This window comes from Haloarcula sp. DT43, assembly GCF_037078405.1.
In the GTDB taxonomy this organism is placed as follows: domain Archaea; phylum Halobacteriota; class Halobacteria; order Halobacteriales; family Haloarculaceae; genus Haloarcula; species Haloarcula brevis.
Map to the genome: position 1 here is coordinate 38,318 of NZ_JAYMGZ010000002.1, position 12,424 is coordinate 50,741.

The 12,424-nt window shown below is 52.5% G+C and carries 13 protein-coding genes; 7 read left to right on the plus strand and 6 right to left on the minus strand.

The window, feature by feature from the left end:
* Positions 1-4 precede the first annotated feature (4 nt).
* On the plus strand, positions 5-1,213 hold the full coding sequence (locus VI123_RS07405; RefSeq protein WP_336337417.1) for an HNH endonuclease: 1,209 nt from the start codon (positions 5-7) through the stop codon (positions 1,211-1,213).
* Between the two features lie 79 nt (positions 1,214-1,292).
* A complete protein-coding gene (locus tag VI123_RS07410) occupies positions 1,293-2,648 on the plus strand; it encodes a PD-(D/E)XK nuclease family protein (protein ID WP_336337418.1) in 1,356 nt (451 codons plus the stop codon).
* A gap of 106 nt (positions 2,649-2,754) precedes the next feature.
* On the opposite strand, the gene VI123_RS07415 is transcribed toward VI123_RS07410, so the two are convergent.
* On the minus strand, positions 2,755-3,372 hold the full coding sequence (locus tag VI123_RS07415; protein WP_336337419.1) for a tyrosine-type recombinase/integrase: 618 nt from the start codon (positions 3,370-3,372) through the stop codon (positions 2,755-2,757).
* Between the two features lie 177 nt (positions 3,373-3,549).
* On the opposite strand from VI123_RS07415, the gene VI123_RS07420 reads away from it, so the two are divergent.
* Positions 3,550-3,828 carry a hypothetical protein gene (locus VI123_RS07420; RefSeq protein ID WP_336337420.1) on the plus strand — a complete coding sequence of 93 codons (279 nt, stop codon included), beginning with the start codon at positions 3,550-3,552 and terminating at the stop codon, positions 3,826-3,828.
* Here VI123_RS07420 and VI123_RS07425 read toward each other — a convergent pair.
* Positions 3,825-4,295 carry a restriction endonuclease gene (locus tag VI123_RS07425; protein WP_336337421.1) on the minus strand — a complete coding sequence of 157 codons (471 nt, stop codon included), beginning with the start codon at positions 4,293-4,295 and terminating at the stop codon, positions 3,825-3,827. The genes VI123_RS07420 and VI123_RS07425 overlap by 4 nt on opposite strands.
* A 282-nt stretch (positions 4,296-4,577) precedes the next feature.
* Here VI123_RS07425 and VI123_RS07430 point away from each other — a divergent pair, with 282 nt between their 5' ends.
* On the plus strand, positions 4,578-5,300 hold the full coding sequence (locus tag VI123_RS07430; protein ID WP_336337422.1) for a hypothetical protein: 723 nt from the start codon (positions 4,578-4,580) through the stop codon (positions 5,298-5,300).
* Between the two features lie 71 nt (positions 5,301-5,371).
* Here VI123_RS07430 and VI123_RS07435 read toward each other — a convergent pair whose 3' ends face one another.
* From VI123_RS07435 to VI123_RS07450, 4 genes are all read right to left on the minus strand, one after another.
* Positions 5,372-6,082 carry a DUF429 domain-containing protein gene (locus VI123_RS07435; protein WP_336337423.1) on the minus strand — a complete coding sequence of 237 codons (711 nt, stop codon included), beginning with the start codon at positions 6,080-6,082 and terminating at the stop codon, positions 5,372-5,374.
* Between the two features lie 176 nt (positions 6,083-6,258).
* The gene (locus tag VI123_RS07440; RefSeq protein ID WP_336337424.1) at positions 6,259-7,350 is read right to left on the minus strand and encodes a site-specific integrase; all 1,092 of its coding nucleotides are present in this window, start codon (positions 7,348-7,350) and stop codon (positions 6,259-6,261) included.
* A 430-nt stretch (positions 7,351-7,780) separates the two neighbouring features.
* Positions 7,781-9,172, minus strand: coding sequence for an ATP-binding protein (locus tag VI123_RS07445; RefSeq protein WP_336337425.1), 1,392 nt, complete (start codon positions 9,170-9,172; stop codon positions 7,781-7,783).
* A gap of 173 nt (positions 9,173-9,345) precedes the next feature.
* Positions 9,346-9,552 carry a hypothetical protein gene (locus VI123_RS07450; RefSeq protein ID WP_336337426.1) on the minus strand — a complete coding sequence of 69 codons (207 nt, stop codon included), beginning with the start codon at positions 9,550-9,552 and terminating at the stop codon, positions 9,346-9,348.
* A gap of 238 nt (positions 9,553-9,790) precedes the next feature.
* Between VI123_RS07450 and VI123_RS07455 the strand changes: the two genes are divergently transcribed.
* The 3 genes from VI123_RS07455 to VI123_RS07465 all read left to right on the plus strand — a co-directional run bounded on the left by VI123_RS07455 (position 9,791) and on the right by VI123_RS07465 (position 12,178).
* Entirely contained in the window at positions 9,791-10,192 is a 402-nt protein-coding gene (locus tag VI123_RS07455; RefSeq protein WP_336337427.1) for a hypothetical protein, read from the plus strand.
* 153 nt (positions 10,193-10,345) lie between these two features.
* Entirely contained in the window at positions 10,346-11,032 is a 687-nt protein-coding gene (locus VI123_RS07460; protein WP_336337428.1) for a tyrosine-type recombinase/integrase, read from the plus strand.
* Between the two features lie 408 nt (positions 11,033-11,440).
* On the plus strand, positions 11,441-12,178 hold the full coding sequence (locus VI123_RS07465; protein ID WP_336337429.1) for a hypothetical protein: 738 nt from the start codon (positions 11,441-11,443) through the stop codon (positions 12,176-12,178).
* The last annotated feature ends 246 nt before the right edge of the window (positions 12,179-12,424 follow it).

The following is a 12,424-nucleotide window of genomic DNA, read 5'->3' on the forward strand; positions in this document are numbered from 1 at the left end:
GGATATGGAGTGTACGGACTGCGGAGCAGCCTTGAGTGATTTCATGGCTGAAATGGTTTCCATTGGCCGTATAGATGTACTGCGGTGCTTTTCGTGCTACTTGGAAGGCCCCTCAATTGCGATGGAATATGACGATATCGAACCTCGTGTCCTGGACAAATCTGTTCCGATGATGAGGGAGGCGCTCTCAGATACGCTCTCGATCAAGCTCGATGTCCTCTTCGAGACGAATCCTGCTGAAGGCGTTGTGGTCTTTACTCAGACAGTTGATGACGCGGGTGTCCTTCGTACTCAGTTCCTAGAGTCCGCGTTTGGGCCGTATATCGAAGAGATTCATAGTACTTCTCTTGCTGCTGTGTACTCAGACGGGTATGAACAACTCGCGTGGGATGCGGCAAATTGGCAACATGATCCGTATAGACGTATGCACCGGAACGAGCCCGAATACAATCTGGTTAGCGGGGTTCCCTGCATTCTTGACGCACATCGGTTTATGAGTGAAGAGACAAGGGAGAGTGTCGCAGTGGATCTGCGCGGCGAGTTCTTTGAACGAGTCGGCAAGGAGGGATTCGATTCACTTACAGATGTACGTGGGACTGTTGAGGAGAAATTCCCGTTCGTCGCAGAAACGAGTTCGTTCGTGACTTCGAAAGTCGTGGAATACTATCGCCGGAATCCGGAATACATTCCGACCACGTTTGCGACCTATGATGAGTCTGACTCCGCTCACTCTACGCGGGAGGTCGCCTCCCGGGCTGAGCTAGAGCGCATATACGAGGAGGAGGAGGTTGAGGACACAGACACCTACCAAGATGAGATTATCGCCCTGTTAGAAGCTGCTGAGGGAGCGCGTTCATCTGATATTGCAGAAGTGGTTGGGTGCTCAGTGGGGCACGCGCGCCGATTCACGTACGATCCCTCAACGGAGACAGCTTTTCGTAAGGACTGGTCGAAAGCTGCTGAGTCAGAAAAGGTATCTCCAGCGAAGCGAGATCGGATCATCGAACGGGACGGAGAGTGTCGCCGCTGTGGGTGCTCAGAGGAACTCCGCGTTCATCATATCGTTCCGATTGCGCTTGGAGGAGAATCAGAGTCTGAGAACCTGGTGACACTCTGTGAGGAGTGCCATCAGGATGCTCATAGTGGTGCGTATAATCCTCCGACGACGGTATACGATGGGCCTGATGAATTCGAAGATTGGGTATCTGAGTGAATGATGTTCTCTAAGAAGGAGGGATAGAGGAAAGTGATGGCGGCGTCACTTTGATTTCCACCGTGGGTGACTGTATCGTATGACTCGAAGTATCGAGACAGAATTAGCGACGGTACGGCAGCAGCTTGCTGCACTTCCGGAGGCGGAGCAACCCCCACCGACTTCGCTGCAGGTGCTTGGCCGAAGTTCGCAGGAGCGGGACTGGCAGCAGTTTCTCGTTCATTTCTTGACGCCGGATGCACCGCATGGTCTCGAACACGCCGTGTTAGAACACGTATTGGCGGCGTTGTCTGATCGAGATGATCTGGAGTTCGGGTTTTCTCGGTTCGATATCGACGATATCCAGGTCGCCCAGGAGGTGTCTACGTCGGACGGGATCCCAGATGTGGTGTTGTGGGCGTCCGACGAGTGGTTCATTTGCTGGGAGCTGAAGGTTCACGCATCAGAAGGGCAAGACCAGACAGAACGGTACGTCGGCGTTGATTCGTTCGACGGGATTGGGGTTGACAAGTCCGAGGTACCATCCGACGGCCAGCACTACGTCTTCTTGGCCCCGGAATCCGCGTCATCACCAGCCGCTGAGGAATTTGTGCATGTTTCGTGGGAGTGGCTGGCTGCAGAACTTCAGTCGTTCTTGATCGAGAGCTACGACGAGTACCCGGCACGAACTACGGCGCAGTTGAAGGACTTCGTCGACACGATTCGGAGTGAACTCACGATGACAGATTATCAAGAGAATCAGCAAGAGAAGGTGGAATTGTACGTCGAGAACTACGGCGTGATCTCGGAGTTAGAGACAGCGTTTGAGGAAGAGTGGTCGGAGTTTGAAGCGACGTGGGGAAGACGGGTGGCGCAGACGCTGACGGGTGCGGAGCTTATTGAAGATGCGGATGTGCCGGAGGAGTACGCTGCGGTTCGGGTGCCGATGGGGACGGGTGACCGCCGACAGTGGACGTTCCGGCAGGGGAAGTCAGATTGGTCGTGGCTATTCCCTCGGGAGTGGTGGACGAAGCTAGATGAGGATCGCCCAGTTTCGGATGCGACCAAACCGAATGCACGGGTTGGGCTGGTCCACCGACTTGACCGGCATCGAACGGAGGCAGTCCGCGATCATACCTTGGTTGTCTACCTTCGAAATGCACCGTCAGGCCACGATAGCTTCTACAATAATTTCGCAGCGCGATTCAGTGACGCCAATACGGAGGTCGCAGAGGCGATTGAAGAGACGAATTTCACGATTACGGGGAACAAGTCGAATCTCCTCCGTGCTGAGTACAACATCAACGTTGATGCCCACGCTGACTTCTTCGACGCGTACGTTGCAGCCCTATCAGAAGCCATCCAGGAGATCGTCACCGAAAACTCTGAGCTGGTCGAAATTATTGACCGCCTGTATAAAATGACAGTTGCGGAAGACGTGACGGTGGAAACGTGAGTGATTCGGCCAGTCATAGCTGTGACTTTCGGCTCTATTCTTTGACTGAAACGTTTGGAGAGGTTCTGTGATGAGTGCTGGCTAACCGGGTGAAAAGACAAAACGGTTAGACCTTGAGTAGGTGGTCGTAGACTCTCTCGGTCGTCTGAATACTTCGGTGACGGAGTCTGTTCCGGACATCGTACAGCGTGTTTCCATCTTCTTCGTTCATCATTCGATAAGCAACGCCGTGCCTCAGGGCGTGGGGTGTGACGTCACTTGAGTCGCCTCTACTCCCGTCGAGTTTGTAGGGTCGAATCCCGGCCTCCTCGGCGATCTTGTGAAGCATGTTCCGTACACCTTGTTCGCTGATGCGCTCGGAGGAGCGAGAGGGGAAGAGTGCTGGCGTGTCTTTCCATCGGTTGGTGAGGTACGCTGAGAGCAGCCGTGTTGTGTCGTCGGCGAGTTCGAGGGTCACTGGTGGTGGCGAGTTTTGGTTGGGGTAGTCTTTCTGCAGTTCCGTGGGGAGGTAGAGCTCCGAGTTGTTGTTCCGGAGTAGTTCGACATCGACCTGGACGAGTTCGCCTACCCGGAGCCCCGTATCGTACATCGTCGTAACGATTGCTTCGTTTCGCTGTTGGAGATAGTCTGCACCAGCGGAGTAACATGCCGACCGGAGCGATTCGACTTGATCAGGTGTCACCCATACTTTCGCCCGAACTTGGGAATTTGCATATTCGCCCATCCTAAGTAAACCTCTTTATAAATGATAGTGGGCTACAGCCACTTGAACTTTGGAGTCCACAAGTAGACTCCAAAGTTCATTAGAGAAAAATCGTGCCCAGTCATATTTGTCGATACTACGTAGAAGACGTGAGTTGTATGGGGACTACGAAACAAGTACTGAATAGGAGCGCAAAGAATGTTTGAGGATGAGGGTGAAGAGGAGGTCGTACGGTCTGCAAGAATCACTCGACACCGTGACGGAACGCCGGTTGGGACGGGCATTCATCTCACCGCCACCGATCTTCTTCAATTGGGAATTGATCCGGTTGACACAGACGTCGTAGATATTAGAATCCAAGATGGATCTCTTCACATGATTCCGGGTGATGGTGAACCAGTGATTATCGAACGAGGAGCGTCTGAGGCAAAGAAAGAAGAGTGGCAGGAAGCGAAAGCAGTCTACGATACAGGTTAAGAGGGGTCGTCAAGTAGGCTATTCACTTTGTCGCGGAGGCTTGTGTTGTACTTCTCTGTAACTTCGAAGAGATTGTTCTGTACGACCATTTTGTAGAGATCCATGAACTCTACAAGCTCAACATCCATATCTGAGTGGTTCCGGTAAATCTTCTCTTCTTCTTGGGTCCGATTGCTTCCTTGTCCGTTTGTAACCAAGATCGCTTTTGTCGCGTTTACTCTGACCGCGACTCCAACGATTTCCCGAAGATGAATGGGTGCGATCCCTGACTTATCCTCAACCTGCTGCTTTACTGAAACCACTTGCAGCTTCTCATTTTTATACAGCTTGACGTCCATCCCGCCATCCTTCTTACTCTGCGTTACCCGGGCGTCCCATCCCAACTCATCATAGATGTGGCCGACCACCTGTTCGAACTGTCGATCAGTAATCGCTTCAGACCACTCTCGAAACTCGTCTGGCTTCATCGTGCTTGGGGCTGCTTTACCACTTAGAAATTACACAGTTGGATCAATTAAAACCCTACTTCCCCAGAAGTGCACCATTCCCTGCTATCAACTATTACTGTGTGAATAGTCTGAGACAGATACACGAGACTGACGACACATTCCGGATACGGGCCAAGTGAAGTAATAGTATGAGAAGCCTTGAACCGCATCAGAACTATGGGATGCTTAGCAGACTGTAGAATTATCCACACAATTCTGTGACCGGTAAGATTGTACGTCACAACTCGCAACTAACAACTTATGAAATTCAGCGGGAACATTCTTATCGAGTATGCTGATACTGAGGTCCAAACGCACTGGCTAGAGCGAGCCGGACCAAAATTGATTCTCGATATCGACGACATCAGTACATTGGATAGAGAAATCGAGAACACCATAGAACAGTATATTGCGAACACAGGAATACACTATGTGGACGACTTTGCTGGTGGGAATAACTGGGTAACTTGTCAATTTGGACGTATTGAAGTACCTATCGATAGGTGGCATTGCAAAATCACGGGGGATAATTGTCCTATCCAAGCGAAAATCGATCTAACCGATAAGCAGCGCTTCCTCCAGGGATGTAACATAGAAACTTGCGAAGGGGCTGTCAAAAAGAGGTATGATCGCAATGCAAACGAGTTCAAAGAAGACATTTGGAGTACGGTAACAGACGGTGATTACGAGGGACACCATCACCATCCAGGAACAGCACCTTGCTCTTTCTGTGAAGATGACAATCTCCGTGATACGTATCACCTTCCCTGGGAAATGACGCGGCTCACCGACCACATCAGTGATTACGAGACTGCTCGTACATCTGTAGAACTATTACAAGAAGGAGTGGCGTATAAACTCGGGAACGCTATCTGTTCAACGTGCTTTGTATCCTTGGAGGATTCTTATCCGGAGATAGATCTCAGTGAATACGGGATTGATCTGAATGAGTATGACACCGTTGAATACACGTTCAAGCCATAATTCTGTACGTTGTCGAGACGGACGGATCAAGCCAAATCTACTTTCCAACCGCCTGCTCTCTTGGAAGAGGATCAGACGCTTGGGTAGACAATAGATGGATCACAGGTGGGGTCAGCATCGGCTGGGAGGGTCGAGTAGGTTCCGTTAGATTCGCGGGCGGTGAGTGCGAGGATGGCGGCGTCGAGGACGTCGTCGACGCGGCCTGACTGGATGCGGTGATGCCACTGGCTGTTTGTTTGGCGCTCGTCAGCAAGGTCGAGTACTGGTTGGAAGGTGTCTCCGCCGTGCTTGATGAGACACTCTTTCCGGGCTTCGAGGCCTGTGTCGCTTTTTTTCGACGGGAGGTCGTCGCCGTGGTATGCTTTGAAGCACACCTCTGGGTGACTCTCGTAGACCGTCGCACGTGCGGTGTCGAATTCATCCAGCAAGGCGTTCACTTCCCGGATACGTGGGATGAGGCCCCAGCTGTGGCTTCCCAACCCGCGCGTATTCTTCGCTACTGCGTCGTCGTAGTCATGTGCTGTCACTGCGTCGCTGTTCGGTGTCCAGAAGACGGTACTACCCCGGGAGCCGAGGAAGTCCTTGGCTTCCTGGTCACACTTCCGATTTCCCTCACTTTCAAGGTGAACTGGGATGTCTACGAGGATCTCGGTTGCCCGATCCCTGTATTCGTGCCAGACGTTGAGCAGTGAGGGTTCTGTACTGATGTCGGTGGTCTCGGTGGTCGCTTCGACAACGACCCAGGATCCGCTTGCCCAGTCCACGCCGACGTGAGAATCCATAGAGAAGAGAATCGAGGAGTGCACTTAGTTTCCAGTCCCCCCGTTCGGTCCGTGACCCGACGGGTAGGAGATGTTTCGATGGTCTTCTGACTCCCAGCTTACAAAGTTGAGGACGACTCTGTCGCGGTGACTGTTCGAATCACCACTTCGATTTTGTCGTGTTTTCCGGTGGCCGTTTAATCGCTTCTCGGTTCGTCGAAATCGAATCTGGTGGAACCAACTACTCCTCCGAGTGTCGCAGCGGCGATGTCCGGAGAGATGACCCCGCCCGTCGAGATGACAATAGGGGCGAGAACCAGCAACAGGCCCAATGCGTACGCTGCTGCGCCTGCTACCGGGGCGGGTTCTGTTGTAGTCGCTTTCATTGATTCTCGCTCATACCGTACGCGAGTAAGGGACTCTCTTACTGTGACCATCGTCCCTAGGGCGATTGCAGTGGATGGCGTCGCAGCGTTCAAGAAGTCACTCAGTGGCTTCGTTGATTCGAACTCTTCCTTTTCGGCTGCGGTCTCTTCGGCATCTAACCGTTTCTTTAGGGTTTGCACATCGCTTTTCGTTAGATCAGCCACGTCAACGATTCCCCGGAGATCGAGTGCGCGCTCGATCTGTTCTAGCCGTGCCAGTATCTTGCCGAACTCGTCCTGCCGCGGCGGGGCCGGAACGTCTTTTTCCACTACTCCCGCGCGTGCGAGTTCGTCTTGCAAGTCGCGGGGTAGTGGACTCGCAAGGTAGGGTTCGATGGCTTTCCTGCTATCCCAGCTCCCCATTTCCATCACGACTTCCATATCGACGCCAAGACGACGGACCATGTTCGTCGCGTAGTAAGCTCGCAAGTCATGGGATCGAACGTGCTCGTAGTCGCTGTTGCCCGTCGCTATTGCGGTTGCTTCAGCGGTCTCTCTTATTTGATCACCCAACCATTTTGCCGTGATGTCGAAGATCTCGTCGTCCCCTTCTATACCCTCGTCATCACAGTACTGCTGTACCTCCTCGTACAGATCCCAGGGTACCCACGAAACCCGCGCCTTTCCTCCGAGCGTGTTTTCGCCTTCAGTAGTGTCTTTCGTCTCTCGGAGTCTTACGAACGCCAACTCAACGCGTGGGTCGTCAGGAACGAAGAAGTCGTTCCGGACCAGGTTTGCCGTCTTTCCAATCCGTGGTGAGGACTCAGCGATGATCCGAGATGCGATTCGCTCTCGGCGGTCGCAGTGGTCGAGGAATGTCTCGTATTCGTACGGGGCTAGGTAGACCCGCACTTCTTTTTCCATTGGTTTCAATCTCATTATACTTCCATCCTCATTTCGATCTATCAGCATCTAAACGCTGAATACGTAGTAAACTTCGGGTAACCACCCCCGTCACGTACGGCGTGTTCTGAAAAGAGAAAAAATCCGAAGTCCGTCGCAGTCTGCTGATTTTCCTGATTTGTGGTTCGGGTTTGTTCTTCAGAGAGAGAAACCCGAAGTGAATCTATTAATCTGATATGTTGCTAAAATGGTCGTACTGTGAGTCGGAGATTCGTGCTGTGAGTACAGATTCTTTATAAGAATAACGCGATGGTCGTTTTGATTCTCTGCGGCAAGAGCTGCAGTCCATACCGGAGGTCTTTGTTGACGGTTGGGAAACGCCAAGTGCCGGTTCTCCCACCTTTCAGTCTCTTTCCCTTGATGAGGATACGCGAATGAGTGTCTGAGCTGGTTATGTACCCAACGTAGTAACGACGTCGTCAACTGTGAAGAGCCGAAGATTTTCCCGCTCCGAAGCCGCTTCCTCTACGGACTGTTTGAACCCACTCCGCGAGAATAGGGCGTACTTTTCGACTCGACTGCTACCGTCCTTGGGTGTCCATCGAAGCTCCTCGACGTGCCGTTCCAGCTTCGAGAGTGCGTCATACCCCAGTGGCGACTGCTGGAATTTACACTCGCCAACGATCAGGGTGCCTCCCGCGGTGAGTCCCACGACGTCAACTTCGTGTTCACCGTACCACCATTGCCCGGTCTGTGTAATCGTGTACTCCGGGTACAGTGACCGAAGTGCCGAGCAGCAGAGGTCCTCAAACGAGTGGCTCACGAAGTCAGCCAATTCTGGTTGGATCAGCACCTCGTACGCATCTTCCCCGAGTTCGTCGTACTGTTCGCCGGTCCCGTAGACGAAGTGGAACCAGAAGCGGAAGAATGGGTCCCGAATCCGATATCTGCTGCGTTTGCTCCGCTCTTTTTGCTCAGTTACCGGGACGTGCTGATCGACGAGCCTGAGTCGAGAGAGTCGATTGAGGTATTTCGAGAGCTGATTGTAGTCGATGCCCGTCGTCCCTGCAATCTCGTTCCGGCTGGTGCTTCCACCGGCGATGGCCTCTATGATCGAAAAGTACCGTGTCGGTTCTGTCAGTTCCATCCGGAGCACGTAGTCCGGTTCATTATGGAGAGTTCCGTGGCGTGAGAGTATCGTCTGCTGGATGTTCTCTGCGAGCGTCGCGTCGGGTGAGACCTCTTCGAGGTAGTACGGGACGCCGCCGAAGACGCCCCACGTGAGGACTTGCTCGTCGGGAGTGTATGCATCGTCGAAGAACTCCATTGCGGCTTCGAATGGTAGTTGTCTGATGTCGAGTTTGAGTGAGGATCGGCCGTACAGGGGGCTGTTGCCGAGGAGAGCTGCCTCTTCCATCATGCTGATTGACGACCCGACGAGAACGAACGTCGCAGCCGACTCGTCAAGCTCGTGGTCGAACATTGCCTGTAACACCGAGGGAAGGCTCTCATCCTGTTCGACGAGGTACAGGAACTCGTCGAGAACGATAATCGCGTCCTGTTCGGCGAGATATCCGAGGATCTCTTCCCAGTCTTCCCGTATCCGAGTCACGCCTGGGTAGGAGTCCGCGGCCGCGTCGATGAACTGCTGGAGCTGGAGAGCACTCGTTTTCTGCTTCGCTTGATAAACGACGGCGTCATCATATTGATTGAGGGACTGCTTGACGAGGGCGGTCTTACCGAGCCGCCGTCGACCGTATATCACCGCGAGTTCGGCATCGTCTGATTCGTAGAGATCCCTGAGCCGTGAGAGTTCCTCACTCCGGTTTACGAAGCCCGGCATAGCTACTCCTACTCTCCCTCGATTTATAATACCTTCTCTTATCGTACTTCAGAGTACGATACTTTGAAGTATCATATTTTGCGTGGCTATTCCGTCTCTGGACGATTCAGGAACGGGGAGAAAGCGCTGAGTCGAATAGCTAGCGTTCGAGAGTCAGAATCGTGCCGCGTGTCTCACTGTGTATCTTTCAGTTCCTTGATCCGTTCAAGATCATCTGTGATTGATTCTACAGAGGCGTCTTCGCCATATTCAACGAAGGCAGCAATCGCTAAGGCCCGAACGAAGTCGTTGTTACTGTGTTTGATCAGTCGCTCTAACTGCTGCTTGTTTTCCCGCACGTACTCACTCGGCGGAAGGCTGTCATCGTCGTATCCGACCATACCTGAATTAGAAGAAGGATGGTACTCTACGTGCCGAGAATAAAGTAACTTCACCGCCGAAAACTATTAACTGCTCATTCTGAACGCCACGGAGACGTGCCCTAACTGGGTATCCGAACTTAGAAAACACGCAAGTCGAGCGACTCACCACCAGGGAACAATGGCAGAATTAACTTCGGAATTAACAGTTCTACCCTGGCTATCATATTTACCTCTGGACCGGGGAAGTCGCCTTGTAATGAATGAGAACGAGTTCGACCAACTACTCAAACAGAAATACGCACAGGTGGTGCTGAAAGAATTACTGGAGGCTGACGGCTACAGTTGTGCGTTTAGTGCGCTTCGAGAGGAAGTCAACGCGATTACAACAGATGACTCACGTGGTGCTAAAGAAACGATTCAGGGAAGCGAGTACTCTCCTGCTTCCTTGAGCTCGTTGCTTTCGGCGGCAAAGGACGCAGGCATCGCGGATCAGTATCTTACTGATGACGGCCAGATCCGCTGGCGACTACGCCCCTCGGAATTGTCCCGATCTCAAATAAACGAAATCAAGGCCAGAACCCACCAGAGCAGGAGCCACACGGACACCTCAAGCGTTGACTTATACCAGAAACGCCACACAGAGTCCGTGTTCCAATAAACAGTCTGATGACTGAATAGTCTGCTTCGGCAACGCGCTGTCAGCTATAGCCAAGAGGACGGCCAGCCGTTCGGTCGTATAAACATTCCGCTGGTGAAGTGACTTCTCCCACGAGTCGGCGATTACCCCTCCGGCCGAACGATGGGTTGCGTCATGCAAGAACCGAATGACGACCCAGGGACGATACTCCGCTGGGAAGACCACATCGTACCGATTCTAGAACATCCAGCCATCCACATTCGAGACAAAGCCCTCGTCGCAGTCGGGTGGGAAGCACATCCACGACCAGTTGAAGTTCAACAGCTGAGCTTCAGCGACGTGGAAGACAAAGGCGACCACATGACGATCCTACTCACCGGCCCGCAGGGACGTGACCGAAAACTCATGATCGTCGGATCGGCACCCTACCTGAGAAAGTGGATTCAAGCGGAACACCCGGTCGTCGAATTGCTCGCAGACGATGCCGAACCGCTAAAAGATGCCGCACCAGGAACGCTGGTCTGGACCGGAACGGAACGGAACCACTACCTCTCCTCGGCCGAGTTTCTGAGCATTACGGAGCGAGCCCGCAAGCGCGCTAATGTCACGGCAGAAGTCACGCTGGAGAAGCTCCGAAAGTCACGAGCGAAACAACTGGCTGCCAAACTCGCCTTGGACAATCGTATTCTTCGAGAGAGGTTCGGATGGATACGCCACGTGCGCATGGAGGACATCGAATCGTTCATAGACAACAGTTCCGACGAAGACATCAAGCCGCGCCCACCCATCCAGTGTTCGGACTGTGGTGCGTGGAGACCACGACATCAACCGTGCCTCTGGTGTGATGCCGGTCGCTCATAAATCGTCTTTGGCTGCGGCTTTGGCGAAGTGATTTCTGATTTGCTTTTCGCTCTGTCGAGATCCTCAGCCGCTGATAGCTTTTTCAGGCCGTGCTGAATACAGCGCGCATATTCATCACAGTGTTCGAACCGGTAGTGTGGGGTCTATTCTATCCTACCCCCATTTGTGTCTATCACACGGGTGGAGACTACGGAAGCTGAAATGACGTCAAGCATGGTGATATCGCTGGAGGGAGCGTCATCACTAAGAAATCAGATGGAGAATAGATGTCGATGTCGCTCGTGGGTTTCGATATTATCGATCCCCCGTGCGAAGCAGTATTTATTAGGCACTATATAAAAATCTAAGAGGATGTCCCAAATCCAGGAGCTCAATCTCATCTGCCCGTCATAACAATCGAAATGGCTTATGACCGACAGCATCATAACAGATGATGAACTTTGGCGGATTGGACGGTGGGGGGTTGCACGAAGAGGGCTCCGTCCGGTAATTTGTCTACCCGAGAGTCACGCACGAAGACTGCTCAATACAAAAGATATCCTTGAGGTTGCCGGAATTATACTATATTTGATTTCTACGGGCCTATTTTTTACAGATATCTTAGGTGCCGAGTTCCCGATATTGATTGGTGGTGCCGTGATTGTATTGAGGGGAGTGGTCATACTAGTTAGCTTTTCAATCGTAGCTCGAACAGTTGTTTGGCACATCTCCACGAGACCTCAGGGAGACGATCAGATTGAGGGCCGGGGTATGAGCTTGCGGGCGGAGGTGAAAGATGCAGGCCTACACATCCTGATAAAAAATTACAGAGCAATGAGTGTTGATTTTAGGATTGGTGTCCAGTCCCAATCGGGAATGATCTCCGCCAGGGGAGATGATCACAATTGGGTCATTCCTCCTCAGATGGCAAGGCCGGGAGAGGGTTTTGACGAAACCGAACTCGTCATTGATCTCGATAAAGTTGGGACTGGTGGGGCCCAAGACGACATATTGGAAGTAACTGTAGATGCCAACCCCACGTCTCCTTCGGTAGAGCAAGAATATACGAGGGTGGGGCAATTTGAGATTCCCATCACTATCTCGGAGGCTGGTGAGATGTCGTCCGAGGTTATCATGAGGAAATATGAGGCCGAAATACTCGAATAGCGGGTCGCTCACTGGCCACGATCTGATGAAGGAAAGCGAATCGATTAGTTTTGATGTCTCGGTGTGGCCGAGGCTGGGGTCATCCGCTGCGACGTCGATGGCAGGTTCTTATAACCCGAGTGCATTCGATATTTAAAGATCTGGTGTTAGGCCGAAGCTGGGTAACCGAGTGATTGACCCCTCACCGTTGACGACGTACGGCAACTGGACTACGTCGGATTCAGTTCGCCGTATCCATTCACGAGC

Coding starts and splice junctions, on each gene's coding strand:
- VI123_RS07430 (WP_336337422.1), top strand. CDS start 4,578: ATGAAATTCAGCGGGAACATTCTTATCGAGTATGCTGATACTGAGGTC.
- VI123_RS07455 (WP_336337427.1), top strand. CDS start 9,791: ATGAATGAGAACGAGTTCGACCAACTACTCAAACAGAAATACGCACAG.
- VI123_RS07450 (WP_336337426.1), bottom strand. CDS start 9,552: ATGGTCGGATACGACGATGACAGCCTTCCGCCGAGTGAGTACGTGCGG.
- VI123_RS07410 (WP_336337418.1), top strand. CDS start 1,293: ATGACTCGAAGTATCGAGACAGAATTAGCGACGGTACGGCAGCAGCTT.
- VI123_RS07425 (WP_336337421.1), bottom strand. CDS start 4,295: ATGAAGCCAGACGAGTTTCGAGAGTGGTCTGAAGCGATTACTGATCGA.
- VI123_RS07405 (WP_336337417.1), top strand. CDS start 5: ATGGAGTGTACGGACTGCGGAGCAGCCTTGAGTGATTTCATGGCTGAA.
- VI123_RS07460 (WP_336337428.1), top strand. CDS start 10,346: ATGCAAGAACCGAATGACGACCCAGGGACGATACTCCGCTGGGAAGAC.
- VI123_RS07435 (WP_336337423.1), bottom strand. CDS start 6,082: ATGGATTCTCACGTCGGCGTGGACTGGGCAAGCGGATCCTGGGTCGTT.
- VI123_RS07440 (WP_336337424.1), bottom strand. CDS start 7,350: ATGGAAAAAGAAGTGCGGGTCTACCTAGCCCCGTACGAATACGAGACA.
- VI123_RS07465 (WP_336337429.1), top strand. CDS start 11,441: ATGACCGACAGCATCATAACAGATGATGAACTTTGGCGGATTGGACGG.
- VI123_RS07415 (WP_336337419.1), bottom strand. CDS start 3,372: ATGGGCGAATATGCAAATTCCCAAGTTCGGGCGAAAGTATGGGTGACA.
- VI123_RS07445 (WP_336337425.1), bottom strand. CDS start 9,172: ATGCCGGGCTTCGTAAACCGGAGTGAGGAACTCTCACGGCTCAGGGAT.
- VI123_RS07420 (WP_336337420.1), top strand. CDS start 3,550: ATGTTTGAGGATGAGGGTGAAGAGGAGGTCGTACGGTCTGCAAGAATC.